Annotated in this window: 30 protein-coding genes and 1 pseudogene; 22 read left to right on the forward strand and 9 right to left on the reverse strand. The window is 45.9% G+C overall.

All coding sequences use genetic code 11. The features are described 5' to 3' along the window. The first annotated feature begins 99 nt into the window (after positions 1-99). The 11 genes and pseudogenes from OVA33_RS14310 to OVA33_RS14360 all read left to right on the forward strand — a co-directional run bounded on the left by OVA33_RS14310 (position 100) and on the right by OVA33_RS14360 (position 9,045). A pseudogene (locus OVA33_RS14310) lies at positions 100-568 on the forward strand (AraC family transcriptional regulator). Positions 569-815: 247 nt separating this feature from the next. Further along, a complete protein-coding gene (locus OVA33_RS14315) occupies positions 816-2,147 on the forward strand; it encodes an aspartate aminotransferase family protein (RefSeq protein WP_021493926.1) in 1,332 nt (443 codons plus the stop codon). 6 nt (positions 2,148-2,153) lie between these two features. Further along, complete coding sequence (locus OVA33_RS14320; RefSeq protein WP_017417988.1) at positions 2,154-2,843, forward strand: CoA transferase subunit A; 690 nt, start codon at positions 2,154-2,156, stop codon at positions 2,841-2,843. Beyond that, positions 2,828-3,523 (forward strand): 3-oxoacid CoA-transferase subunit B, encoded by a 696-nt coding sequence (locus tag OVA33_RS14325; RefSeq protein WP_017417987.1) that lies wholly within the window; start codon positions 2,828-2,830, stop codon positions 3,521-3,523. The genes OVA33_RS14320 and OVA33_RS14325 overlap by 16 nt, the downstream gene beginning before the upstream one ends. Then, positions 3,495-4,796: a peptidase gene (locus OVA33_RS14330; RefSeq protein WP_065180609.1), complete on the forward strand. Its 1,302-nt coding sequence runs from the start codon at positions 3,495-3,497 to the stop codon at positions 4,794-4,796. The genes OVA33_RS14325 and OVA33_RS14330 overlap by 29 nt, the downstream gene beginning before the upstream one ends. After that, positions 4,759-5,631: a putative beta-lysine N-acetyltransferase gene (gene ablB / locus OVA33_RS14335; protein WP_038458796.1), complete on the forward strand. Its 873-nt coding sequence runs from the start codon at positions 4,759-4,761 to the stop codon at positions 5,629-5,631. Before OVA33_RS14330 ends, ablB begins: the two co-directional genes overlap by 38 nt. Beyond that, complete coding sequence (gene ablA / locus OVA33_RS14340; protein ID WP_022553216.1) at positions 5,628-7,049, forward strand: lysine 2,3-aminomutase; 1,422 nt, start codon at positions 5,628-5,630, stop codon at positions 7,047-7,049. The genes ablB and ablA overlap by 4 nt, the downstream gene beginning before the upstream one ends. Next, entirely contained in the window at positions 7,046-7,324 is a 279-nt protein-coding gene (locus OVA33_RS14345) for a YokU family protein (protein ID WP_012117773.1), read from the forward strand. Before ablA ends, OVA33_RS14345 begins: the two co-directional genes overlap by 4 nt. A gap of 74 nt (positions 7,325-7,398) precedes the next feature. Beyond that, on the forward strand, positions 7,399-7,623 hold the full coding sequence (locus tag OVA33_RS14350; protein WP_003153684.1) for a YozE family protein: 225 nt from the start codon (positions 7,399-7,401) through the stop codon (positions 7,621-7,623). Positions 7,624-7,926: 303 nt separating this feature from the next. After that, positions 7,927-8,133: a VOC family protein gene (locus tag OVA33_RS14355; RefSeq protein ID WP_063636665.1), complete on the forward strand. Its 207-nt coding sequence runs from the start codon at positions 7,927-7,929 to the stop codon at positions 8,131-8,133. A 231-nt stretch (positions 8,134-8,364) separates the two neighbouring features. Continuing rightward, positions 8,365-9,045, forward strand: coding sequence for a hypothetical protein (locus tag OVA33_RS14360; RefSeq protein ID WP_014418138.1), 681 nt, complete (start codon positions 8,365-8,367; stop codon positions 9,043-9,045). Here the strand turns inward: OVA33_RS14360 and OVA33_RS14365 are convergent. Next, positions 9,042-9,185: a hypothetical protein gene (locus OVA33_RS14365; protein WP_014418137.1), complete on the reverse strand. Its 144-nt coding sequence runs from the start codon at positions 9,183-9,185 to the stop codon at positions 9,042-9,044. The genes OVA33_RS14360 and OVA33_RS14365 overlap by 4 nt on opposite strands. Positions 9,186-9,302: 117 nt before the next feature. Here OVA33_RS14365 and OVA33_RS14370 point away from each other — a divergent pair, with 117 nt between their 5' ends. From OVA33_RS14370 to OVA33_RS14380, 3 genes are all read left to right on the forward strand, one after another. Further along, the gene (locus tag OVA33_RS14370; protein WP_003153696.1) at positions 9,303-9,476 is read left to right on the forward strand and encodes a YozD family protein; all 174 of its coding nucleotides are present in this window, start codon (positions 9,303-9,305) and stop codon (positions 9,474-9,476) included. A gap of 73 nt (positions 9,477-9,549) precedes the next feature. Then, complete coding sequence (locus tag OVA33_RS14375; protein ID WP_017417984.1) at positions 9,550-10,161, forward strand: phosphatase PAP2 family protein; 612 nt, start codon at positions 9,550-9,552, stop codon at positions 10,159-10,161. A gap of 59 nt (positions 10,162-10,220) precedes the next feature. Continuing rightward, complete coding sequence (locus OVA33_RS14380) at positions 10,221-10,541, forward strand: YodL domain-containing protein (protein WP_003153700.1); 321 nt, start codon at positions 10,221-10,223, stop codon at positions 10,539-10,541. A gap of 54 nt (positions 10,542-10,595) precedes the next feature. Here OVA33_RS14380 and OVA33_RS14385 read toward each other — a convergent pair whose 3' ends face one another. Continuing rightward, positions 10,596-10,721, reverse strand: coding sequence for a hypothetical protein (locus OVA33_RS14385; protein ID WP_003153701.1), 126 nt, complete (start codon positions 10,719-10,721; stop codon positions 10,596-10,598). A gap of 136 nt (positions 10,722-10,857) precedes the next feature. Here OVA33_RS14385 and deoD point away from each other — a divergent pair, with 136 nt between their 5' ends. Then, positions 10,858-11,556, forward strand: coding sequence for a purine-nucleoside phosphorylase (gene deoD, locus OVA33_RS14390; protein ID WP_003153702.1), 699 nt, complete (start codon positions 10,858-10,860; stop codon positions 11,554-11,556). A gap of 83 nt (positions 11,557-11,639) precedes the next feature. Then, a complete protein-coding gene (locus OVA33_RS14395) occupies positions 11,640-12,458 on the forward strand; it encodes a M15 family metallopeptidase (RefSeq protein ID WP_003153703.1) in 819 nt (272 codons plus the stop codon). Positions 12,459-12,501: 43 nt separating this feature from the next. Here the strand turns inward: OVA33_RS14395 and OVA33_RS14400 are convergent, their stop codons facing one another. Then, entirely contained in the window at positions 12,502-12,753 is a 252-nt protein-coding gene (locus OVA33_RS14400; protein ID WP_007612011.1) for a hypothetical protein, read from the reverse strand. Positions 12,754-12,845: 92 nt separating this feature from the next. Next, a complete protein-coding gene (locus tag OVA33_RS14405) occupies positions 12,846-13,547 on the reverse strand; it encodes a class I SAM-dependent methyltransferase (protein ID WP_063636664.1) in 702 nt (233 codons plus the stop codon). Positions 13,548-13,693: 146 nt separating this feature from the next. On the opposite strand from OVA33_RS14405, the gene ctpA reads away from it, so the two are divergent. After that, the gene (gene ctpA / locus OVA33_RS14410) at positions 13,694-15,097 is read left to right on the forward strand and encodes a carboxy-terminal processing protease CtpA (RefSeq protein ID WP_017417981.1); all 1,404 of its coding nucleotides are present in this window, start codon (positions 13,694-13,696) and stop codon (positions 15,095-15,097) included. Between the two features lie 60 nt (positions 15,098-15,157). On the opposite strand, the gene OVA33_RS14415 is transcribed toward ctpA, so the two are convergent. Continuing rightward, positions 15,158-15,883: a GntR family transcriptional regulator gene (locus OVA33_RS14415; protein ID WP_014418133.1), complete on the reverse strand. Its 726-nt coding sequence runs from the start codon at positions 15,881-15,883 to the stop codon at positions 15,158-15,160. Positions 15,884-16,119: 236 nt separating this feature from the next. On the opposite strand from OVA33_RS14415, the gene bglA reads away from it, so the two are divergent. Beyond that, positions 16,120-17,562, forward strand: coding sequence for a 6-phospho-beta-glucosidase BglA (bglA, locus tag OVA33_RS14420; RefSeq protein ID WP_063636663.1), 1,443 nt, complete (start codon positions 16,120-16,122; stop codon positions 17,560-17,562). Positions 17,563-17,709: 147 nt separating this feature from the next. Further along, a complete protein-coding gene (locus OVA33_RS14425; protein ID WP_017417979.1) occupies positions 17,710-19,185 on the forward strand; it encodes a glycoside hydrolase family 30 protein in 1,476 nt (491 codons plus the stop codon). 33 nt (positions 19,186-19,218) lie between these two features. Here the strand turns inward: OVA33_RS14425 and OVA33_RS14430 are convergent, their stop codons facing one another. Next, positions 19,219-20,709 carry a sodium:solute symporter family protein gene (locus tag OVA33_RS14430; RefSeq protein ID WP_012117763.1) on the reverse strand — a complete coding sequence of 497 codons (1,491 nt, stop codon included), beginning with the start codon at positions 20,707-20,709 and terminating at the stop codon, positions 19,219-19,221. Then, the gene (locus OVA33_RS14435; RefSeq protein WP_003153716.1) at positions 20,709-20,909 is read right to left on the reverse strand and encodes a DUF3311 domain-containing protein; all 201 of its coding nucleotides are present in this window, start codon (positions 20,907-20,909) and stop codon (positions 20,709-20,711) included. Before OVA33_RS14435 ends, OVA33_RS14430 begins: the two co-directional genes overlap by 1 nt. A 185-nt stretch (positions 20,910-21,094) precedes the next feature. On the opposite strand from OVA33_RS14435, the gene OVA33_RS14440 reads away from it, so the two are divergent. Both OVA33_RS14440 and OVA33_RS14445 read left to right on the forward strand, forming a co-directional pair. After that, positions 21,095-22,018: a ring-cleaving dioxygenase gene (locus OVA33_RS14440; RefSeq protein ID WP_063636662.1), complete on the forward strand. Its 924-nt coding sequence runs from the start codon at positions 21,095-21,097 to the stop codon at positions 22,016-22,018. 2 nt (positions 22,019-22,020) lie between these two features. Then, the gene (locus OVA33_RS14445) at positions 22,021-22,623 is read left to right on the forward strand and encodes an alpha/beta hydrolase (RefSeq protein WP_025649771.1); all 603 of its coding nucleotides are present in this window, start codon (positions 22,021-22,023) and stop codon (positions 22,621-22,623) included. A gap of 43 nt (positions 22,624-22,666) precedes the next feature. Here the strand turns inward: OVA33_RS14445 and OVA33_RS14450 are convergent, their stop codons facing one another. Further along, positions 22,667-23,275, reverse strand: a complete 609-nt coding sequence (locus tag OVA33_RS14450) for a nitroreductase family protein (protein ID WP_003153727.1) — start codon at positions 23,273-23,275, stop codon at positions 22,667-22,669. A 129-nt stretch (positions 23,276-23,404) separates the two neighbouring features. Here OVA33_RS14450 and OVA33_RS14455 point away from each other — a divergent pair, with 129 nt between their 5' ends. Further along, positions 23,405-23,746, forward strand: coding sequence for a transcriptional regulator YodB (locus OVA33_RS14455; RefSeq protein WP_003153729.1), 342 nt, complete (start codon positions 23,405-23,407; stop codon positions 23,744-23,746). Positions 23,747-23,785: 39 nt separating this feature from the next. Here the strand turns inward: OVA33_RS14455 and OVA33_RS14460 are convergent, their stop codons facing one another. After that, a complete protein-coding gene (locus OVA33_RS14460) occupies positions 23,786-24,154 on the reverse strand; it encodes a hypothetical protein (protein WP_012117758.1) in 369 nt (122 codons plus the stop codon). Positions 24,155-24,199 lie beyond the last annotated feature (45 nt).

Raw genomic sequence — 24,199 nt, forward strand, 5'->3', positions numbered from 1 at the left:
AACATCACTTTCTGCAGGCTTTTTGTTATTTCCATGCTGAAAAATCAGCTTGAAAAACATTTTAATACATATTACCTTTCTGGAGGAGGGGGCGAAAATGTGGACATAACGATTGAAGAATTACCTGAATCAAGAATTGCTTATTTCCGAAACGTCGGAGAGTATGGCGGAAAGCAAAACAAAGAACTGATGGAGTCATTTAAAAACTGGGCGCAATTGAATGGCCTGCTTGATCATTATGTCATTTTAGGAATTCCGCAAGATCATCTTAGGAATTCCGCAAGATCATCCGAATCGTACTCCTAAAGAGAAATGCCGCTATGATGTTTGTCTTGTTATCAATCAAGACCATGTGCCTGAACCAGCCCGGATCGGTACATTTTCCGGAGGGAAGTACGCTGTTTTCTTGCTTGATCATACAAAAGAGGCAGTCAGTGGATTTTGGAACACTGTTTTTTCTGAGATCGAAAAAAATAATTTATCAATCAGAGAACAGCCCATTATCGAAAGGTATACTTTACAAAAGGTGAATCATCATTTGTGTGAAATATTGATTCCCATACAGTAAAGAAGACGGGAATTTTCCGCTTTCTGCTTATACTGATTCAGATCAAAAATGATGTGATGATGAGCTGAGCAAAGAATAAAATCAACAACAGGAATAGAATTTCCAGAACGCTCTTCAGGCTGTCGGGACATCTCCGGCAGCCTGTTTTACAGAAAGGTATTTTCTGCAAAAAACTTTCTGAAGGATAAGAATGCGGTTATTCATCTGTTCATACAATGAAGCAAATGGGTTTTCGAGGTGGAAAGATATGGGGAGCTATTTAATCAAACCGGAGCTTGACGGGAATTATCCGTCAGTCAGTCATGGAAAGGGATCATATGTGTATGATCAGGAGGGGAACAAGTATCTTGACGGAGCATCGGGGGCGGTCACTTGCAATATCGGCCACGGCACGGAGGATATTATACAAGCTTTAAAAGAGCAGCTTGACTCCGTTTCGTTTGTGTATCGCTCGCAATTCACCAGTACTCCGGCAGAAGAACTGGCTTTATTCCTGGCCGATCATCTGCCGGGCGGGCTGAATTGGTCATTTTTTGTAAACAGCGGCTCAGAGGCAGTCGAAACAGCGATGAAAATAGCCGTTCAATATTGGCAGGAAAAAGGGCAATACCAAAAATCCGTCTTTCTATCAAGATGGGGCAGTTATCACGGTATTACTTTGGGAGCGCTTTCATTATCAGGATTCTACGAACGGAGATACCGCTTCACCCAACTGCTTGAACGGTTTCCGGCCGTTTCAGCGCCTAATATGTATCGTTCTGAGCTGCAGGGAGAGGAATTTGTGAAGGCTGCGGCGGCTGAACTGGAAACGGCTGTTCAGCGGGTCGGTTCCTCATTTATCGCGGGATTTGTCGCAGAACCGATTGTCGGAGCAGCCGGGGCGGCCATCACTCCGCCGGCAGATTATTATGAAGCGCTTGAGGATGTCTGCCGCAGGCACGGTATTTTGTTTATCGCGGATGAAGTCATGACGGGGCTCGGGAGAACAGGGCGGATGCTTGCTTCTGAGCATTGGAGGATCGCACCTGATATCGCGGTGCTCGGAAAAGGGTTAGGCGCCGGTTACGCTCCGATAGCGGCAGCTGTTGCGTCTGATGACATCGTTGAAACGATCAAGCGGGGCTCCGGGGTCATTATGAGCGGACATACGTACAGTGCCAACCCATACTGTGCAAGAGCGGCGCTTGAAGTGCTTCGCTATGTTAAGAAACACGAGCTGCTTCGGCAGTCAGAGGAGAAAGGCGTAATGCTGAAACGGAAATTAGAAGAAATCAAAGAGCGCAGCGGGGTGATTGGGGATGTCCGCGGTAAAGGCCTCCTGATCGGGGTTGAATTCGTTAAGGATAAAACGACGAAGGACGTTTTTTCGAAAAAACAGGCCTTCACCGAAAAAATCATTAAAGCGGCAAAAAAACGGGGCCTGCTTATTTACCCTGCAAAGCCCGGTATTGACAGCGGGGAAGGAGACGCCGTCATCATCGCCCCGCCGTTCACGATTTCATATGCTGAGCTGGATGAGCTGTCAGATCTATTTTCCCAGGCCGCAGAAGAAGTTGAAAAAATGATGAAGAAGGATTGAGCTGATATGTCTATTTTTCATAAAAAAACCGATATTCATGAAGCAATTGCCGATGTCAAGGACGAATCTGTCATCATGTTCGGCGGTTTTGGGGGAGTGGGTTCACCTCCGTCATTAATCGAAGCGATTTTGGAAAGCGGCGTTAAAGAGCTGACCGTCATCTGCAATGATGCCGGATTTCCGGAAATCGGCATCGGCCCGCTTATCGTTCATAAACGGGTAAAAAGGCTGATCGCTTCCCATATCGGCTCAAATCCTGTCGCGGGCAGGCAAATGACTGACGGAGCGCTTGAGGTGGAATTTTCGCCGCAAGGGACGCTTGCTGAACGGATTCGCGCAGGCGGAGCGGGGCTAGGCGGTATTTTAACTGATATCGGCATTGATAACGCAACCGTTTGTGAAAACAAAGAAACCGTAACGATTGACGGAAAGTCCTATTTAGTTGAAAAAGCGCTGACGGCTGATTTCGCTTTTGTGTCCGCACATACTGCTGATGAATTTGGGAATCTGACGTTTGACAAAACGGCGCGCAACATGAACCCTCTGATGGCTGCGGCGGCCGAAAGAACATTTGCTGAGGCTGCAGAGATTGTGCCTGCCGGCGAACTTGACAGCGAGCATATTGTAACGCCGGGCGTTTTCGTGGAGGGTGTCGTGCAAAGTGAAGGAGTGAAGTGGAGATGGGCTTGGGAATAGCGGGAAGAGAGAGTATTGCGAGGCGGGCCGCCAGTGAAGTTACCTCAGGAATGATCGTCAACTTGGGGATCGGCATTCCTTCTTTAGTGCCGAATTTTCTGCCGGACGGCATGGAGGTAATGCTGCAGGCGGAAAACGGCGTCCTGGGGATCGGCGGAAGTCCGGAGCGCGGAGAAGAGGATGAGCTTTTATGCAATGCGGCCGGATTTCCTGTCAGTACAGTTAAGGGTGCTTCCTATTTTGATTCAGCTCTGTCTTTTGCCATGATCAGAAAAGGGCTGATAGATATTACCATTTTAGGCGCGCTCCAAGTCAGCAGGACAGGTGATCTCGCCAATTGGCTCGTGCCGGGGAAAAAAGTGCCCGGAATGGGCGGGGCGATGGAGCTTGCCCAAGGCGCGAAAAAAGTGGTTGTCGTCATGAGCCACACCGATCAGAAAGGCCGGCCGAAGCTGGTCGAAAGCTGTTCGTTGCCGCTTACAGCAGCGAGCTGTGCAGATCTCATCATTACAGAGAAAGCCGTCATCAGCATAGATGATGGGGCTTTTGTTCTTGAGGAACTGCTGAATGGCACGACCATAGACGATGTCATTCAAACAACGGATGCCGAAATCAGATTGGGAGAATGTTTTCTTAAAAGGGGGTCTGTCCATGGATCAATTAGAAAAGAAAGTCACTGAGTGGGCGGAAGAAAACACAGCAAAAGCGGTAAGCTTGCTGAAACGGCTGATCGGGGAAAAAAGCACGTTCGGCCATGAATTTAACGCACAGGCAGTCGTTTTAGAAAAACTGAGACAGTTTGACATGGATATTGATGTATGGGAGCCGAGTGTCAAACATTTGAAAGAGCATCCTTATTTTGTATCGGAACGCGAAAATTTCCATGAAAGCCCGAATATCACAGCCATAAAGAAAGGGGCCGGGGGCGGAAGATCACTGATACTGAACGGACATATTGATGTTGTCCCGGAAGGAAATCCCGCCGCATGGACGTATGAACCGTTTACCGCTGTTGAAAAGGACGGCAAAGTTTACGGCCGCGGTTCAACGGATATGAAGGGCGGCAATACAGCCCTCTTGTTTGCGTTAGAAGCGCTTGAAGCCTGCGGGATTACGTTAAAAGGAGATGTCCTGTTTCAAAGTGTCGTAGATGAAGAGTGCGGCGGCGCGGGAACGCTGTCGGCTGTTATGAGGGGCTACAAGGCTGACGGGGCGCTTATTCCGGAACCGACTAATTTAAAGCTGTTTGTTAAGCAGCAAGGATCTATGTGGTTCCGCATTACGGTAAGAGGATTGTCCGCACACGGCGGCACCCGCTATGAAGGGGTGAGCGCCATTGAAAAAAGCCTGCATGTCATCACAGCCCTTAAAGAGCTTGAACACGTCCGCAACGCCCGTATCACAGACCCGCTTTATCGGGACGTTCCGATTCCGGTTCCCATTAATATCGGCACCGTCCAAGGGGGAACGTGGCCATCATCGGTAGCTGACCGTGTGGTGATAGAAGGCAGGTGCGGAATAGCGCCGAATGAAACGCCGGAAGCAGTAAAAGAAGAACTGGCAAGCTGGCTGAAAGATTTGGAGTACCGGGATGAATGGTTTAAACACCACCCCGCGGAAATAGAATGGTTTGGGGCTCAGTGGCTTCCGAATGATCTCCCGGATGAGCATCCGCTGATTTCCGCTCTGGAATCTTCTTTTGAGAAAATGAAAGGGGCAAAACCGGTTCGTGAAGCGTCCCCGTGGGGAACGGACGGAGGGCTTTTGCAGCACGCGGGACAGACGCCGGTCATCGTCTTCGGTCCGGGAGAAGTCAAGGCGGCGCATCAGGCGAATGAATACATTGAAATCCGGGCGTTAATCGATGCCGTCAAAATCATTTCTCTTTTTATGATGGAATGGTGCGGGGTGGCAGATGGGGGTGACGGAGCTGATAAAGGAACTGAGGGCTGAAAAGGGGGCGGCTGAGATTGATGCAGACCGTTTCAATGAGCGGCTCAGAGTCATTCGTTATGACGGGCAGATTACGGCGCTTATTCCGGCCGTTTTGGCAGAAGCAAAGCAAGAAGGAGCCCAAAAGGTAATTTTCTTTGCTAAGCGCGGCGATGAGCCGGAATTTGTCAAGCATCTTTTTATTGTTGAGGGTGTCATAGACGGGTATTACAACGGGCATGAGGCTGTTATGATGGTGCGCTATTTATCAGAGGAACGGAGACGGTCAGATTCATATGTATCAGAAGATTCGACTGTTGACCGTTTATATGAGACACCGCGGCGGGGACTGACTCAGACAGAAAGCACGCTGATGTTCAGAAAAGCGGACGAAGATGATGCAGACCGTTTAACGCACTTATATAAACATGTTTTTCTTACCTATCCGACTCCTGTCTTTAATCCCCTTTATATTAAAAAAACAATGAGAGAAAACACCATCTATTATGCCGCATTCGATCAGGATCGTCTCATTGGGGCGGCAAGCGCAGATATCAATCCGGTATTGGGGCACGCTGAAATGACCGATTGCGCGGTTCTGTCAGATTACAGGGGGAACTCCGTAACGGCACACTTGTTTAAAGCGTTGGAGCAGGAACTCGCGGGCCGGGGAATCATCCATCTTTTTTCCTTGGCCCGTGCAGCGTCTTACGGGATGAATGCCGTTTTGTACCATGCGGGATACGGCTACAGAGGCAGGCTTGTGAACAACTGCCGCATTTCAGAAGGGCTCGAAAATATGAATATATGGTGCAAGACTTTACGTTTGGCCATTCATAAGGAGGAATTCGTTTGACAAACAAATGGTTTCAGCCAAAGCGTCATTGGAAGGAGATTGAATTGTGGAAAGATGTGCCGGAAGACAAGTGGAATGATTGGCTGTGGCAGCTCACCCATACTGTAAGAACCGTCGATGACCTGAAAAAAGTCATTCATTTGACCGAAGAGGAAGAAGAAGGCGTCAGGATGTCTGTAAAAACCATTCCCCTGAACATTACGCCTTATTATGCTTCTTTAATGGATCCCGATAACCCGAGATGTCCGATCCGCATGCAGTCCGTGCCGCTGTCAGAAGAAATGCACAAAACGAAATATGACCTTGAAGATCCGCTGTTTGAAGATGAAGATTCACCGGTTCCCGGTCTTACGCACCGCTATCCCGACCGCGTTCTTTTTCTGGTGACAAATCAATGCTCGATGTATTGCCGATACTGCACCAGAAGGCGTTTTTCCGGACAGATCGGAATGGGGGTGCCGAAAAAACAGCTCGATGCGGCAATCGCTTACATCCGGGAAACGCCGGAAATCCGTGACTGCCTGATTTCCGGCGGAGACGGGCTTTTAATCAACGATCAGATTCTGGAATATATTTTGAAAAACCTGCGTGACATTCCCCACCTTGAAATTATCCGGATCGGAACGAGAGCGCCCGTCGTATTTCCGCAGCGGATAACGGATAACCTTTGTCAGATTTTGAAAAAATATCATCCGGTCTGGCTGAACACTCATTTTAATACGAGCATCGAACTGACGGAAGAATCGGTTGCGGCGTGTGAAAAGCTCGTTAACGCAGGTGTTCCGGTCGGTAACCAGGCCGTTATTTTAGCGGGCATTAACGATTCGGTGCCGATTATGAAAAAACTCATGCATGATTTAGTGAAAATCCGCGTGCGTCCGTATTATATTTATCAATGTGATTTGTCAGAGGGAATCGGCCATTTCAGAGCGCCTGTGTCAAAAGGGCTGGAAATCATTGAAGGACTGAGGGGCCACACAACGGGCTTTGCCGTGCCGACCTTTGTCGTCGACGCCCCGGGCGGAGGCGGTAAAATCGCCCTGCAGCCGAACTACTTGCTCTCCCAAAGTCCGGAGAAAGTTGTGATCAGAAACTTCGAAGGGGTGATTACATCTTATCCCGAGCCGGAAAACTATATCCCGAATCAAGCCGACGACTATTTTGAATCTGTTTTTCCGGGAACGATGGCCAAACAAGAGCCGGTCGGACTGAGCGCCATTTTCGCGGACAAAGAGGTTTCGTTCACACCGGAAAATGTATCGAGGATCGACAGGAGGAAAACGTTTACATCAAACCCTGATCATGAAACGCTGAAAGACCGCAGGGAAAAGAGAGATGAATTGAAAGAAAAGAAATTTATTGCACAGCAAAAGAAAGAGCAAAAAGCAGGATCGGAAGTCGGAGGTGAATCGCCGTGAAGCCATGCGAGTGGTGCGGCAATCAGAAGGCGTCAGCTTGTCAGGCGGCTGTGTACTGGGAGCTTCCTGACGGTACGAGGGCCATAGAAATTACAGAAACACCTGCATTCGCCTGTTCCTCCTGCGGCATGACTTATCAGGAGGAAGCGGTCATAGCAGAAATCGAAAATCAGCTTTTTTTAGTCAATGCAAAAAAATTACCGGAAACACTCACATATCAAGAGCTGATGGAGACAGAACGGATCTTGAAACGGAATTATTTTGACTTCTCCTAGTCTTCTTTTGTTGTAATTTCACACTTGAATTGTATAATAGTACAACAAAAGACAGTCATCAGGAGGGGAAACCCATGAAATCCTTTTATCACTATTTGATGAAATACAGGCATCCCAAACCGCAGGACGCAATCAGCCGGTTTGCGAATCAGGCATACGAAGATCACGGCTTTCCGAAAACGTCAAGCGATTATCACGAGCTCAGTTCTTATTTAGAACTGAGCGCCGACTATTTAGAAACGATGGCGACCTTTGATGAAGCTTGGGAAAAATATGAGACCGAGGTCCATCACGCCTGACGAAAAACCGCACATTGTGCGGTTTTTTTCTGTTGAAATCACTCGCTTATGAGGTGCCGTATGATCAAATCCCGCAACGCCGTCCGTTTTGATCAGCACGTAAACAAATCTTCCTGACGGCACGTATCTTAAGGCAGTAGAATGTATAGCTGCAGAGTTCAACGGATCAGGCCTGCTGCCGGCGGGGTCCCGTGTAAGGAGCATCTTCACTGAGAAATGTTTTTAATGAAGTGAGGGGAATCGAATGATCCATTAGGTAAGGCTGATGAGGCACTGACGTTTGGACGGAAAAGGGGATTTTATGTGACAAGGTTGAAGCGGATTGAAGCTGTGGCTTCATTGAAAGTCGAAACGAGTTTGGTTCTTCATGATACACAAGCCATTGCAAATATGCAGCCGGAATTGGATCTCCATACACCTTCGATGATGTGTTTCACGGCAAATCTTGAACATCACGGCGGTGATATTGTCAACATGCCTTCGGGCCGGGTATTTTCCTTTGCGTCATAGAGAAAAAATAGAAGCTTTTTGTCTCAGTATTGTTACTGCTCATTCGATCGAGAGCGGAATGTCATCGGACGCTTCAGTTACGGTAAGTGAAAAAACGCACAAGCATGTTGCGGTTTTTGACATTTTGAACAGGTGCAGAAATAGATATTTCCTGTGGTTTTCATGCCCATGCGAAATTATGGCGGCCGGCATACGATAGCGTATGACAGTCCGCGGCAAGGGGGAGACAGCATGAAGCCAGATAAACCGAAATTTCAAGTGGGAGACATCGTGGTCGTCGTGATGTACGGAACCGTCGGCACCATTACGAAGGTTCATCAAATTGATAAACATTATCTTTACGAAGTCAATCATAATGAAGTGCTTTATTTTGAATCGTCCATCCAGCTTTATAAAGATTATGAGGGCGTGATCGTCGATATGGAGAAATTGGATATTGAATATGAATTTCTGATCGGCGACGTCGTATATGTAAAGGACTACGGAAAGGAATTATTCCGTGTCATCGGCCACAGAACTGAAATATGGAGATATTTAGAGGATGGCTGGGAGGATATTATTTATGAGCTGACTCGGCTGAAAGACGGAGAGTGGCTTGAAACGGAGGAAGAGGATCTCACGCTGGTTCTGAGAAAATATGAAATGGATCAGTTTGTGCATCAGCTGCTGTTTGTCCACTATGTTGGGGAAGCATCTCATGAGATCGGCGAGGATACCGTCGCGTCTGCTCTTCTTCAGTTTGAAGGCGATGCTGATGATCCCGATACCCTGCATGTGCTGGCGGTATCGATTGTAGATGAGCTGCTTGATATTTATAACGATTATAAGATTCTTTATCATTTGTTCGGTGACGAAGAATATAAAGATATGATGAATTTTGTGCTGGAAAGCCTGCGGGAGCATTTCAGCTAGCCGGCAAAAAAACGGACGGTGACATATAAAAACCAGGGCAGACAGCCGGCAAAGATTACAAACGACATTCCTTTCAGCACTTTTTCCAATACGATATCAAATCCATCTCCGTCCAAAAAAGCCATCATTTTCGTCATCATCTTTTCTCCCTCCGGGGCTTGTTTTTTAAAAGTATATGAGCGGACAAAACGTTTAGAACTTTCGGGTATAATTTGAACGGTTTTTTCATAAAACATAAAAAAGGAGGCGGTGTTTGCATGAAAGAAATAGATCTTGTGATTGACACAGAAGAAATAGCTGATTATTTTTACAGTCAGCTTGCTATGCGCGGGTACATACCGAGTGAAGAGGAAATCTTCGAAATAGCCGACATCACCTTTGATTATTTATTAGAAAAATGTATGATAGACGAAGAGCTTGATGAAGACTGAAACTGCGGAACCGAAGTGAAAAAGCTTCGGTTTTTTCAATCGGCTCGGGAGAATGAAACATGGGGGGAAAACGTTGTACAAGCCAGCAAGTCTTTTCGCATTGTTTATTCTGCTCGCAGCAGCGATCCGGATAGAAGCCGTCCGGGCTTTTGATGAGCGTGTGATAGAAGCGGCTGTCAGGATCAGGGCTGCCTGGCTGAATGAATTGATGTTATGGATAACGGAGCTCGGCACGACCGCGGTGCTTTTACCGCTTCTTCTTTTGACAGGCGCGGCTCTGTATATGTACAAAAAAACGCCGGATGTTGTTTTTTTGCCGCTTCTCTTTCTCATTGAACGGATTGTAAACATAAAAATAAAAGAATTGATTGAAAGAGCCAGACCCGCTTTTGAACCGCTCGTCCATGAAACCTCATACAGTTTTCCGAGCGGCCACTCCATGAATTCGGCAGTGATGTATCCCGTCATCGCTTACTTTTTGATTAAGCATGTTCCGTTTTTTACGAAAAGAAAACGGGCCGTCACCGTCTTTACCGGAGTTCTCGTCATTCTGATCGGACTCAGCAGAATTTATTTAGGCGCGCATTTTCCGACGGATGTCCTTGCCGGATTCAGTCTCGGACTTTGCCTCGTTTCGCTTTTTGCGCTCTTTGACGAAAAGTATCATCCGTTTCGACAAAAATAGAGACAGGAAAAATGAGAAAAAACGCTAATACTATTAAGAAATAAGAGGGAGGGATCTTGATGCTGTTATCGCTGCCCGTGTTTAAAAAAAAGACTTGCGCCTATGATGTGACGATTTTTCAAACACCCCGCTACGGCGAGAAAAAGGGATACAGGGTCGTCTATCGGACAGAGCTGGCCGCTGACAATCATCAAGACGCACTGGAAAGGGCATTTTCTGTTTTTAATGTGCCTGATACGGTCCCAAACGACTATCAAGCCAGATTCATAGCGACCGGAGATGTCATACTCATAGACGAAGGAAGAAAAGGAAAGACCTATTACAGGCTTAACCCTGCGGGATGGAGCAAAATTAACCGGCTGCTCGTCCAGCCGAGGTAAGACGGGGCCGGCTGAATCTTCAGCCGGCTTCCGTATTGTCTGGGAAAGACAGTGTTAAGGCTTCCGTTTAGCGGCGGAATGCTCTTTTCCATGCGCTTCATCAGCTGCAATGACGTCTGAAACGGGCACATGATTGTTCTTTTTCTGGCCGGTCACCCGGTTGCGCTGTTTTTTGCCCATTATGTTCACTCCTTTTTCTTTAGGCTTGTCATCCCGCATATTCTGCCCAAGATCGCCCTGATCATGCTGATGATTGTCTCTTACCGTTATTCAGTGTACAATGGGTGGGAGTTTGAATAGGCAGGAGGAAAAGGAAATGAGTGTACATATAAACGCAGAAAAAGGCCAAATTGCGGATACAGTGCTTTTGCCGGGAGATCCGCTCCGAGCGAAATTTATTGCGGAAACTTATCTTGAAAATGTGGAATGCTATAATGAAGTCAGAGGAATGTACGGATTTACGGGTACATATAACGGTAAAAAAGTATCAGTCCAAGGCACCGGCATGGGTGTTCCGTCTATCTCTATTTATGTGAATGAACTGATTCAAAGCTATGATGTTCAAAACTTAATCAGAGTCGGCTCATGCGGAGCCATCCGTAATGACGTGAAGGTGCGTGATGTGATTTTGGCTATGACGTCTTCAACGGATTCACAGATGAACCGTGTCGCCTTCGGCAGTGTAGATTATGCTCCTTGCGCAGACTTCGAACTGCTCCATAAAGCGTACCAGGAAGCGCAAAAAAACAATCTTCCCGTAGCGGTCGGAAGCGTATTCACCGCCGATCAGTTTTACAATGAAGACTCCCAAATCGAAAAGCTTGCCAGATACGGCGTCCTCGGCGTAGAGATGGAAACGACTGCTTTATATACGCTTGCCGCTAAATACGGCAAAAAAGCGCTGTCTATCCTGACTGTAAGCGATCACGTATTAACGGGAGAAGAAACAACGGCAGAAGAGCGTCAAACGACTTTTCATGATATGATTAAACTGGCGCTGCATACTGTATCGTAAACTTGAGATGAGGGTTATGCTGATTAAAGCAGCCCTCTTCTTTATGCATCGCCCTGATTCAAAAAAAGAAAGGTAAGTGTAAAATGAAGAAATCCACTAAATGGTTCTCGCTCGCTGCCGCCCTCAGCGTAACCGCAATCGTGGGAACCGGCTGCAGCATTTCAGGCGGCGACAGCCACAAGGACACAAAAACAGCAGCTGAAACAAAACAATCAGATGACACATCAAGCAAAAAAACAACGAAGACAGAAAACAGCGATTTTGTATTGGAGAGCAAATATTTTAATGATATTAAAGAAGTGAACGGGCTTGAGACCATTCAAAACCCGACAAATACACTTGCGCTCGTGAATAAGACATACACGCTGCCGGGAGATTATAAACCGAATGATCTCGTGATCCCGAAAGTCGAATTTTCTTTTACTGAGAAAATCGAGAAACGATATATCCGCAAACCTGCCGCCGATGCTTTGGCGGAACTATTCAGCGCCGGGAAAAAAGAAGGTTATGACCTGGTTGCCGTTTCAGGATACCGCTCTTATGACAGACAGAAAGTTATTTTCGATAATGAAGTCAGTCTGAAAGGTGAAAAAAAGGCCAAAGAAGCCGTCGCATATCCGGGGCAAAGCGAACACCAGACGGGGCTTGCCATGGACATTTCCAGCAAAAGCAACGGATATGAGCTGAATGAAGCGTTCGGAAACACGGCGGACGGCAAATGGGTGAAAGACCATGCGTATGAATACGGCTTTATCATCCGCTATCCTAAAGGCAAAGAAAATGTCACAAAGTATGAGTATGAACCATGGCATTTACGCTATGTAGGCAAAAAAGCGGCAAAAGCCATCCATGACCATCAATTAACGCTTGAAGAATATTTTAATGAAGTAAAGAAAGTGTAATGAGAAGAAGCCCGCTTGAAAAATAGAAAGCGGGCTTTCTTTATTACCAGAAGAGTAAACCTCCAAGCGCAAATCCGGTAATTAAACCAAGGCCGATACCGTAGGCTGCTCCCCAGCCTCCCCAGCCTCCCCAATAGCCGAACCCGTATCCTCTGTGACGGCCGCCGACAGGGGCGATATACACTTTGCTGTTAGTCACCCGTACGATTCTTCCGACGTGGACTCTGCCGTTTCGTTCTGTAATTCTTGCTACTTTTCCCTGGTGCTGCCGGCAAAGATGATAATAGTTTTGCATCTTTTCTCCTCCTATCCAACCTATCTTTCTATGTCAGCTTATGATAGAGTGCGGTAAAAAGGTTGGACGAAAACAGGAGGACAATCGCCGTTTTACTTGTAAGCGACAAAAGCGCAGTGTCCCATATATTCACGGTACGTCTGCATAAGCTCGTAATGAGCCGTCAGCGTATCGTAGTGAACCGGCTGAATAACGGGCGATAAATCCATTTCTGTAGTCGGCTCCTGCGCATTGTTTTCATAGACAGCGGGAATGAAATCCGCTTTCTGAAAGCCTTGCTGAAGCAATCTCTGTTTCCATGCCGTTTCATCCTGCAATACGGTAAAACCGTAGAAGTCTTTTATCTGCGTGACGGCGTTTTCCGGCATGGGCTTTTGTAAAGCAGCTTCAATGCCGATCAGCATACCCCCGGGTTTAAGGACCCGCAGGATTTCAGACAGCGATGAATCAAGATTTGAAAAGGTGAGAACTGATTCGGAAAGAACGGCGGAAAATTGATTTTCAGCAAACGGAAGCCGCTCAAGCTCCGCCAAATAGCCCGGAATGGTTAAGCCTTCAGCGGCAAATCGTTTTGCTGCTTTTTCAAGCATAAGGGGGTCCTTATCAACACAGGTGACGGGATACAGCAGGTGGCCGAGATAAGCGGCCGTCTGTCCCGTTCCGCAGCCGGCGTCAAGAATCGGTTCGCCAGGAGGAGGAGCCGCTTTTGTGAGAACGGCTTTGGAAAAAGCGAGTCCGCCGGGGTGAGCCCCTCCGACTCCGAATAAGGACAGCATATCTAAATATTTGCTCAAAGGCCGAATCCTCCTTTTTTCCTCAGCATATGTTGAGAGAAAAGCATAGGTTTGGGTAAACGGGAAAGAAGGGCGCCTCACGTTTGAAGTTGACGAATGAGCGTTCGTCTATGATAATAATGTAAGAATAAAAAGGTGGTGTTTTCTTGAAGCGGCAATTTAAACTGTTTTTTATTATATTGATCACCGCGGTCGCAGCCTCGGCGCTTACGCTGTTTATCACGGGCAATACGACCATTTTCGGACAAGGCTCGGCTGCTTTGACGAACAGCAAATTTGAGAAATTCAATAAAGCCTACGAGCAGATTAAAAGTGATTACTATCAAAAAACAGATGACAGCAAATTAGTAGACGGAGCGATAAAAGGCATGATCAGTTCCCTGGATGATCCATATTCTTCTTATATGGACCCGCAGGAAGGAAAGTCTTTTGAAGAAACAATTTCCGCTTCGTTTGAAGGCATCGGCGCACAAGTGGAAGAAAAGGACGGCAGCATCCTGATCGTATCGCCGATTAAAGGGTCACCCGCGGAAAAAGCGGGGGTTAAACCGAATGACCAGATCTTGAAGGTCAACGGCAAAAGCGTTAAAGGCCTTAATGTAAACGAAGCCGTCGCATTAATCCGCGGCAAAAAGGGAACAAACGTCAAGCTCGTGCTGCACAGAGCGGGTGTCGGCGATCTGAACCTGTCGATCAAACGTGACACCATCCCGGTTGAAACGGTGTACTCTGAAATGAAAAAAGGAGACATCGGCGAAATCCAAATCACATCCTTCTCCGAATCGACGGCAAAAGAGCTGAATTCAGCCATTGACAGCCTCGAAAAACAAGGAGCGAAAGGATACATTCTCGATTTAAGGGGCAACCCGGGCGGACTGATGGATGAAGCCATCAAAATGAGCAACATGTTTATCGATAAAGGGAAAAATATCATGCAGGTCGAATACAAAGACGGCACGAAAGAGGTCATGAAAGCGACGAAAGAGCGCAAAGTGACAAAACCGACAGTCGTCCTCGTCAATGACGGCACCGCGAGCGCCGCGGAAATCATGTCGGCTGCGCTGCATGAATCATCGGGCATTCCGCTGATCGGCGAGAAAACGTTCGGAAAAGGAACCGTGCAGACGGCAAAAGATTACAGCGACGGTTCTACCGTTAAACTGACAATCGCTAAATGGCTGACAGCGGACGGAGAGTGGATTCATAAAAAAGGCATCAAACCGCAATATCAGGTTAAGCTTCCTGAATATGCGAACCTGCCGTATTTAGATGCGAAAAAAACATACAAATACGGGGATTCCGGAGCCACCGTCACCAATGCGCAAAAAATGATGAAAGCGCTGGGGTACAGCGTGAAAGTAAACGGCACGTATGATAAAGCATTTGAACAAGCCGTTAAACAATTCCAAGCAAAAGAGAAACTGAAACAAACAGGCATTGTAACGGGAGACACAACGGCAAAATTGATGACGGATCTGCAAAAACAGCTTGCGGACAACGATACACAAATGAAAAAAGCCGTTGAAACATTAAATAAGAATATGAAATAGTAAAAAACACCCGATGCGTCGCTCGCGCATTGGGTGTTTTTTGTTTGCGAAAAGCCCGTCTTATGTCGTTTCCTGTTCAAAAAGGTGGCTGTTCGCCTGAATGAAAAACTGTGATTGCTCATAGTGATAGGTGACTTTTGAGTAGTCAAACGGCTGGCCGTTGGTTAAATGAAAAATCGTTTCAACGCAAAGCTTAGGCGCTCCTGTAAACAGACCTAAGTACTCCGCTTCTTCCTCATTTAACATCCCCGCGTACAGATATAAATCTGAAAAACCGCGCTTTAACCCGAGACCTTCTCGAATATAATCAAATATTGATTCTGCCACGATCTCTTTATTCAAATACGTAATAATCGATTTGTTGTAAAATGACTCTTCGATACACAATGTCAGCCCGTCAATATATCGGATTCGCTTGACATAATACACGTCGCCGTCAGGCGGCATATTCAGATTTTGGGCAGCCTCAGGCGTGGGTTTTCTCACTTCCAGCGCTAATAATTTGGAAGTGACATTAAAATCTTCAAGTGATTCTTTAAATCCCTGATTAGAAAGCAGACTGATATACCCTTTTCTTTTATTCCGTCTGACAAAAATGCCGCTTCCCCTCACTTGAAACACAATCCCCTTTTTTTCTAATAAATCCAAGGACTTGGTGATCGTGCTTTTGCTCACGTTAAACCGGGTCATTAAGGTTTGCAGCACAGGCAGTTTATCCCCTTGCTGCAGCTGATGTTCTTCTATGTATTTTTCAATATCTATCGCGATTTGCTGGTATTTTAACATATACATTCCTCATTCATTTATTGTCCCGCTTCTTTCAGAATTATAGCATAATCGTTTTTAAAAGCCATTTCGTAAATTAACTATAATTGTTTATGCATTGATAAATTATACCGGTACAATTATAATGTAAACGTATAATATGAAAATAAAGGCAGGAATTCTTCTACACTATCGAAGCGGATGCAGTGCATTTATTCGGCTTGCAAGCGGCAGTCAAATAAAGGAGGATATAAACGATGGGGACATTGCCAAAAGATTTTTTATGGGGAGGCGCTCTCGCCGCCCACCAATTTGAAGGGGGATGGAATAAAGGCGGCAAGGGGCCGAGTGTAGTGGACGTCATGACGGCAGGCGCGCATGGTGTGCCCCGGAAAATAACAGATACAATTGAAGAGCGGGAATTTTATCCGAATCATGAAGCGATCGATTTTTATCATCGTTATAAAGAGGACATCGCATTATTCAGCGAGCTGGGTCTGAAATGTTTAAGAACGTCCATCGGCTGGAGCAGAATTTTTCCTAAAGGTGATGAAGCGGAGCCCAATGAGGAAGGATTGGCTTTTTACGACCGGGTGTTTGATGAATTGCTGAAACATGGGATTGAACCGGTAATCACGCTGTCACATTTTGAGATGCCGCTGCATTTGGCGAGGGAATACGGCGGTTTCAGAAACAGAAAAACAGTCGGATTTTTTGTGAAATTCGCTGAAGTGTGTTTTGAACGCTATAAACATAAGGTGAAGTATTGGATGACGTTTAACGAAATCAATAATAAGATGGATGTGAATAATCCGATCTTTTTATGGACGAACTCGGGCGTCGCCGTCAAAGAAAACGAAAACGCAAAAGAAGTCATGTATCAGGCCGGCCATCACGAACTGCTGGCAAGCGCATTGGCTGTTTCGAAGGGAAGAGAAATCAATCCCGAGTTCAGGATCGGCGCGATGGTATCACATGTTCCGATTTACCCGTACTCATCTCACCCCGATGATGTGATGCTGGCTGAAGAAACGATGAGACAGCGTTTTTTCTTCCCGGACGTGCAGGTTCGCGGATATTATCCAAGCTATGCGTTAAAAGAATTTGAAAGAGAAGGCTATCAGATACACTTTGAAGACGGTGATGAAGAGATTTTGAAAAACGGCCGGGTGGACTACCTCGGATTCAGCTATTACATGTCTACAACCGTAAAAAGTGATGTATCAAACGATAATACCGGAGATGTCGTAAACGGAGGATTGCCAAACGGCGTGGAAAATCCTTATATTACAGCGAGTGATTGGGGCTGGGCGATTGACCCGACCGGTTTACGGTACACATTAAACCGCTTATACGACCGCTACCAGATTCCATTATTTATCGTGGAAAACGGATTTGGCGCCATTGACACATTAGAAGAGGACGGTTCAATTCATGACACTTCAAGAATTGAATATTTATCGTCACATATAAAAGCTTTGAAAAAAGCAATTACATATGATGGTGTGGATGTAATGGGCTATACACCATGGGGAATTATTGATATCGTGTCATTTACAACCGGAGAAATGAAAAAACGCTACGGCATGATTTATGTTGATCGGGATAATGAAGGCAACGGTTCAATGAGGCGGCTTAAGAAAGACTCATTTGAATGGTATAAAAAAGTGATTGAAACAAACGGCTCATATGTATCCTAAAGGTGTAAAAAGGGAAGGCTTCACCGTTGTGTGAAGCCGGCTTTTTATCAGTAATTTTGAAAGCGTATTCATTCAAGCGGGAAGGAGGTGACTGTCCGGCTTTTCATTTAGGATCGCTTATAAAAATAAGGAAAGGGATGGTGGCTCATGTTTTTTAAAAAAGGTCTGCACATGACGCTGGTTTTTCTTATGTTTTTCTTTTTCATATCAAGCAGCATGACCGAAGTGTATGCGGCTGATCGGAAGGCTTCAGACAAAAACAAAGTAAGGGTGTGGTTCAGTTCTGAAAAAGATCCGGCTTCCCGTACGTGGTATGACGGGCCGCAGGAAGTGAAATACGCCTTAGACGAACAAACACCGCTTACATTGACAAAAAAGAAGACTTCTGACTCCGCCGCCGTGTATATTGATCCGTCGCGCCGCTATCAAAGTGTGTTAGGCGTAGGATCGTCCCTGGAAGAATCCACAATCCATAATTTATCAAAAATGACACCCGCAAAAAGAAAAGAAGTGCTGAAAAAACTGGTTGATCCCAAAGATGGTATCGGCATGGACGTTATGCGTATAACGATCGGGACATCTGATTTTACGGCACAGGAATTTTATACGTATGATGATATGCCTGAAGGGCAAACAGATCCTAAGCTCCGTCATTTCTCGATCCAAAAGGATATTGATTTACACATTACAGCAACCATCAAGGAAGCGCTGGAGATAAATCCGGAACTGAAAATCATTGCCTCACCGTGGAGCCCGCCGGCTTGGATGAAAACGAATGAAAACCTTAAGCGGGGAAAGCTGAAAGATAAATATATCGGCGAACTGGCCGTTTACTTCCGCAAATTTATTGAGGCGTACGAAAAGCAAGGAATTCCGATTTATGCCATGACCCTTCAAAATGAACCTTTGCTGGAAATCGACTATCCGAGCATGTATATGCCGCCGTCTCAGCAGCGCAAACTGGCACTGGCCTTAAAAAAAGAAATGAAAAAACACGTAATTGACACGAAAATTTGGATTTATGATCACAATGCGAGCGGGGCGTGGAACTATATTCCGCCGATTTTAGATGATAAAAAAGGAAACCGGGCGGCAGACGGCATCGCTTTTCACGATTATGACGGTGACCTTTCCGTCATGTCGGAGATCGGAAAGAGATATCCTGATCAATCTATTCACTTAACGGAGCGGTCTGTCTGGGGGACGGCAGGGGCGGACCGGATCGCGCAGTATTTCCGCAACGGCGCGTCGAGCTACAATGCGTGGGTGACGATGCTCGACAGTCAAATCAAGACGCATCATTGGATAGGCACCCCAGACCCGACGCTGTTTATTCAGGATGCTAAAAACCCTGACCGCTATTGGAATATCCCGATCTTTCATATGACAGGCAACTTTTCAAAATTTATCGACCGGGGAGCAAAGCGGATAGAAAGTAATTACGGCTCCAAAAACACAGTCTCGAATGTATCGTTCCTTAATCCTGATCAATCCATTGTGACAGTCGTAATCAACCAGACATCCGCCGACCAAAAATTCCATGTCGTTTCAGAAAATCGGCAGTTTGAAGCCGTCATCCCGGCTAAAACCGTGGCTACCTACAAATGGAAGCAAAAAAAGTAAAAACCGGCACATTTACGTGCCGGCTTCTTTCTGTTAAGCGCCTTTTTGGTTCAGTTGATCAGAAGGCGCTTTATTAAATAAACCGTCTTTGACGGCGTTTGAAGCCGCTTTTTTTACAAAAAACGGGTTAAGAATAATAACGGCTGCCATGTTAGCGGTCAAACCCCAAAAGCCTTCATATATACCGTGGGCGGATTGGGTGATATTTACCGTGAATGTCACGATAAGACCGACGAGAAGACCGATAATTGTCGCTTCTTTCGTTTGATTCTTCCAAAACAGACTGACGGCGATAGCCGGAAAGATCTGAACCATGCCGGAAACACCGAGAAGCTGAAGGGTAACGAGCGCAGTCGGGAACAGCATGCCGAATAAAAGCGCGAGCCCGATGACGACAAATACCATTGAACGGGTGATCATCGTCAGCTTGCTTGGTGACACATTCGGGTGAATCAAATCCCGATATAAGTTATTCGCAAATAAGTTTGATGCTCCGATGGCCATGATAGAGCAGGGAATCAATGACGCAAGGGCAATCGTGGAGTAAGCAAAGCCCTGCGCGACTCCGCCGTAAGACGTTTGAATCAGCTTCAATAAAGCGAGCCGCGGATTGGTATCTTCCGGCAGGACAAGAAACGCGATAAAGCCGAGAAAAATAACAAGAATCAAAACAATATTATAAAGCGGCAGAAACATGCTGTTTTTGCGGACGGCATCTGCGCTTTTTGCCGTAAATACGCCGGTTGCCGCATGCGCCCACATAAAGAGCGCCAGCGCAGATACGATGGAAGCTGTGATAAACCAAGGAATTCCTTTCGGCCCCGAGTCCGGGATCGTCAGCATTTGCGGCGCTTTTTCAGCCAAAGTGTGAATCATCGGCGTCCAGCCGTGAAAATGGATCAGCGGGAGTGAGACGACCATAAACAGCATAATCACCCACACGAGAATGTCTTTAATAATCGCCGTAAACGTCGGCCCTTTAATTCCGCTGAAAAAAGTATACAGCGCTACAAGAATAAAAGAGATGATGACGACCATATTGACATTAATGACACCCGTTCCGGCCACCTGAAGCGTATCTTGAATTCCGCTCAGCTGGAGACAAATATAAGGAATGAGCATAAGAACGCCGACAATCGCGACAAGACTGGCCAAAAGTTTACTGTCAAAACGCTCACGGGCATAATCGGCAAGCGTCGTTAATTTGTGTATTTTTGCCACTTTCCACAGCTTCGGCAGAAAGAAATAAGCGATAAAATACGCCAAAACAGAATACGGGATTGCAAAAAAAGCAACGCTTCCCCCTGTGTAGGCTGTGCTTGTTAAGCCTAAAAACGTATAAGCCGTATAGAGATCCGCGCCGACTAAAAACCAGACGAGGAGCCCCCCGAACCGTCTGCCGCCGACAGACCATTCCTCAACAGAAGTGCGTGATGATTTGTCTCTCCCGGCTATAAAGCCGATGCAGACAACGGTTAAAACGATGACGGCTGTAATGATCAATGCTGTTATATTTGCGGGCATCAGTCCAGTCCTCCTTGTTTCTTCTGCAGCCTATAAATAAGAAACGAACATAATGGAGTGACTGCGATCCATAAAAGCAGCCAGAAATGAAAAAAAGGCAGCCCGATAATGATCGGATGAACCCGATTAGCGACTGACAGCAGGGCCAGCTGGCTGAAAGGGATTAAGATGAGAACGAAAATTAGTGCTTTTCTGACCATTTACTTTCCTCCTGAAACTTGATAATGCTCCTTATCATAGCAGGTGTCAGAAAAGATCACAAGATATTTTTCAGAAAAAAAAGAATTCTATTACTTTTTTAACTGAAACACTTTAGTTGCATCTTCATTCATATTAAATTAGAATAGTTAATATCTCGAAATCAAGATATTTAGGAGTGAATACATTGAAGACACAAGGATTGCACCATGTTACCGCATTTGCAAAAGATCCTGCTGAAAATCTTCGGTTTTATACTGAAGTGCTGGGTTTGCGGCTCGTTAAAAAAACCGTTAATTTTGACGACCCGGCCACTTACCACTTTTATTTCGGCAACCAAAACGGAGAGCCGGGCACGATCATTACATTTTTTCCTTTTCAGGGAAGCCGCCCGGGAACCGTGGGAAAAGGGCAGGCCGGAAGAATTTATTTCTCCGTGCCGAAAGGAGCACTCGCGTTTTGGAAGCGCCGGCTTGAAGAAAACGGCTTGTCTGTAAAAGAGCAGATCATACTGTCTGAACAAGTGCTTCTCTTTAATGATACAGAAGACCTGCCGCTTGCCATAATGGAAGATGAAAGAAGCGGACAGAGTGAATGGACGCCTTCGGGCATTACTGAAAAAGAAGCGATCACAGGCATGAGAGGTGTTCTTTTGTACTCGTACCGTCCTGAAGCAACCATTCAATTTCTCATAGAACGCTTCGGTTATTCAAAGACAGGAGAAGAAAATCAGATTGTCAGGCTGCAATCGGAGGTCCGGATCGGACATATTATAGATGTTGATCTCGCGCCGAAAGAAGCAGGTATCGGCGGTTACGGGACAGTCCATCATGTCGCTTTCCGCACTACCGAAAAAGAGCAGGCGGAGTGGAAGGACATTCTTGCTGCTTCTCATCTTGCTTCATCTGACATTCTTGACAGGTCTTACTTTACTTCAATCTATTTCAGAGAAAGCGGCGGCATTTTATTTGAAATGGCAACCGATGAACCGGGCTTTATGACGGATGAATCCTTTGAAAATCTCGGAACAGAGCTGAAGCTTCCGGAATGGCTGGAAGAGCATCGCAGCCAGATTACAGCTGTTCTGCCCAAAATGGAGAAAGGAGAATGATGATGAAACATGTGTTTGAACAGGGGACGTCAGAAAATGTTCTGCTGCTTTTGCACGGAACGGGGGGAAATGAACATGATCTTCTGTCGCTCGGACGTTTTATCGATCCGAAAGCAAGTTTGCTCGGGGTCAGAGGATCAGTGTCGGAAAACGGCATGCCCCGTTTTTTTAAGCGGCTGAAAGAAGGCGTATTTGACGAGAAAGATTTAATTGAACGGACGGAAGAATTAAAGAATTTTATTGATGAAGCGGCGCAAATGTACGGATTCAGCAGAGAAAACGTGATTGCTGCCGGCTATTCAAACGGCGCCAATATTGCAGCAAGTCTTTTGTTTCATTATAAAGATGTACTGAAAGGAGCGGTTCTGCATCATCCGATGGTGCCGATACGCGGAGTGAAGCTGCCTGATATGAAAGGGATGCCTGTGTTTATCGGTGCGGGAAAACGCGATCCCCTATGTACAAAAGAAGAATCGGAGGAGCTTTATCAGTATCTGACAGATGCTCATGCATCCGTTTCTCTTGTTTGGCAGGAGGGCGGTCATCAGCTCACACAGCAGGAAGCAGAGCAGGCAAGAACCTGGTACAGTGAGCGATTCCTATAAAAAACCCTTAGTCTGCTTAAGCGGACTAAGGGTTTCTTTCATCTTACAGCCAAGTTGACACTTTAGATACAGGCAGCCGGTTGCTTTTATGCGCCGGCTTAACGGCTTTGCCGATTGAAATCAGCATGACGGGCACGAAACGCTCGCTCACGTCGAATTCCTTAACGAATTGCTCTTTATTGAATCCGCCGATCGCGCAAGTGTCGTAGCCTTTTGCTTTAGCGGCAAGCATCAGCTGCATCGCTGCTAAAGAAGCGTTTAAAAATGCTGAATCACGGGCAAACTGATCATTTTGGTATGCGCCGTTAATCTGGCCTAAAAGCGTTTGTTTAATCTCTTCTGTGATATTGCCTTGCTCAGCCAGTTCAGCATAAACGTCTTCACCATTTTCATTTGCTTTTAAATCGCCTAATACGGCAATAACTGCTGATGAATCAATAATCTGTTTTTGATTAAAAGCAACCGGAAGCAGGGCAGCTTTTGCTTCATCACTGTGAAAGACTTGAAAATGCCAATGCTGAAGGTTCCAGGCGGAAGGCGCTTGCGTTGTGATTTCAAGGAGTTCTGTTAATTCCTCTTTTGTAATGACCGCGTCTTTATCGTATTCTTTAACAGATGCGCGTTCCTTTAAAACGTCTAATACGGATGTCATCATGTTTCCTCCTTCGGATAAACGTGTTATCATAATAGAAAAGTTAGAAGCTTACTAAATGTAACTCGAAAACTAATTTTAATGGATCACAAAAAACTTGTCAATTCATAGATGAAGGGATGAACTCACGTGGGATATACAATGTGTCCTAAAATGGAATCCGCTTTTTCCCTTTTGGGAAAGCGCTGGAACGGCCTCATTATCCATGTACTGATGGACGGGCCGAAACGATTTAAAGATATGACCGAAACGATACCGACAATCAGCCAAAAAATGCTCGCGGAGCGGCTCAAAGAGCTGGAACAAAATGAAATCGTCGAGCGTCAGGTGCTGCCTGAAACACCTGTCAAAGTCATTTATAAACTGACTGATAAAGGCATGGCCCTGCAAGCCGTTTTTCAGGAAATGCAAAAATGGGCAGACAGTTTTTGCGAGCCCGGGGGATCTGCCAACGACACATGTGATGAATAACAAAGGCTGCCCAAGGCAGCCTTTTCTTAATAATAATGTTTACTCGTCATAAAAACCATTAATATCAAAATTGTTCAGATTGAGGTTCAAGCCTTTTAATTGCTTTAATAAAGCATCGAATGTAAGGAAATGATCATTTTTACATTCCGCCGGAACATCATTTGGAGAAAATAGTTTCATTCCCCCCTCAATCCACTGTTTCCGGTATAACTGAAATGCCGCTTCAATTAAATGATCAGGCGTTACAATAAACCCTAAGCTTACGTCATGGTCCTCACTGTAGCCGAATTCAAACCCGCAGCAGGGGCAAATATCAAATGTTTTTTGATATTCGCCGTTATAAACGGGACTTGTCTCTAATCCTTTAAATCCGCATATCAAACAAGGGTACAACTCACTAACCAACATACATCCCTCTTTTATTCAATTTGCAATCATTCAGAACAAGCGGGG

The organism is Bacillus sp. KICET-1 (genome assembly GCF_027721405.1).
Lineage (GTDB): Bacteria > Bacillota > Bacilli > Bacillales > Bacillaceae > Bacillus > Bacillus velezensis.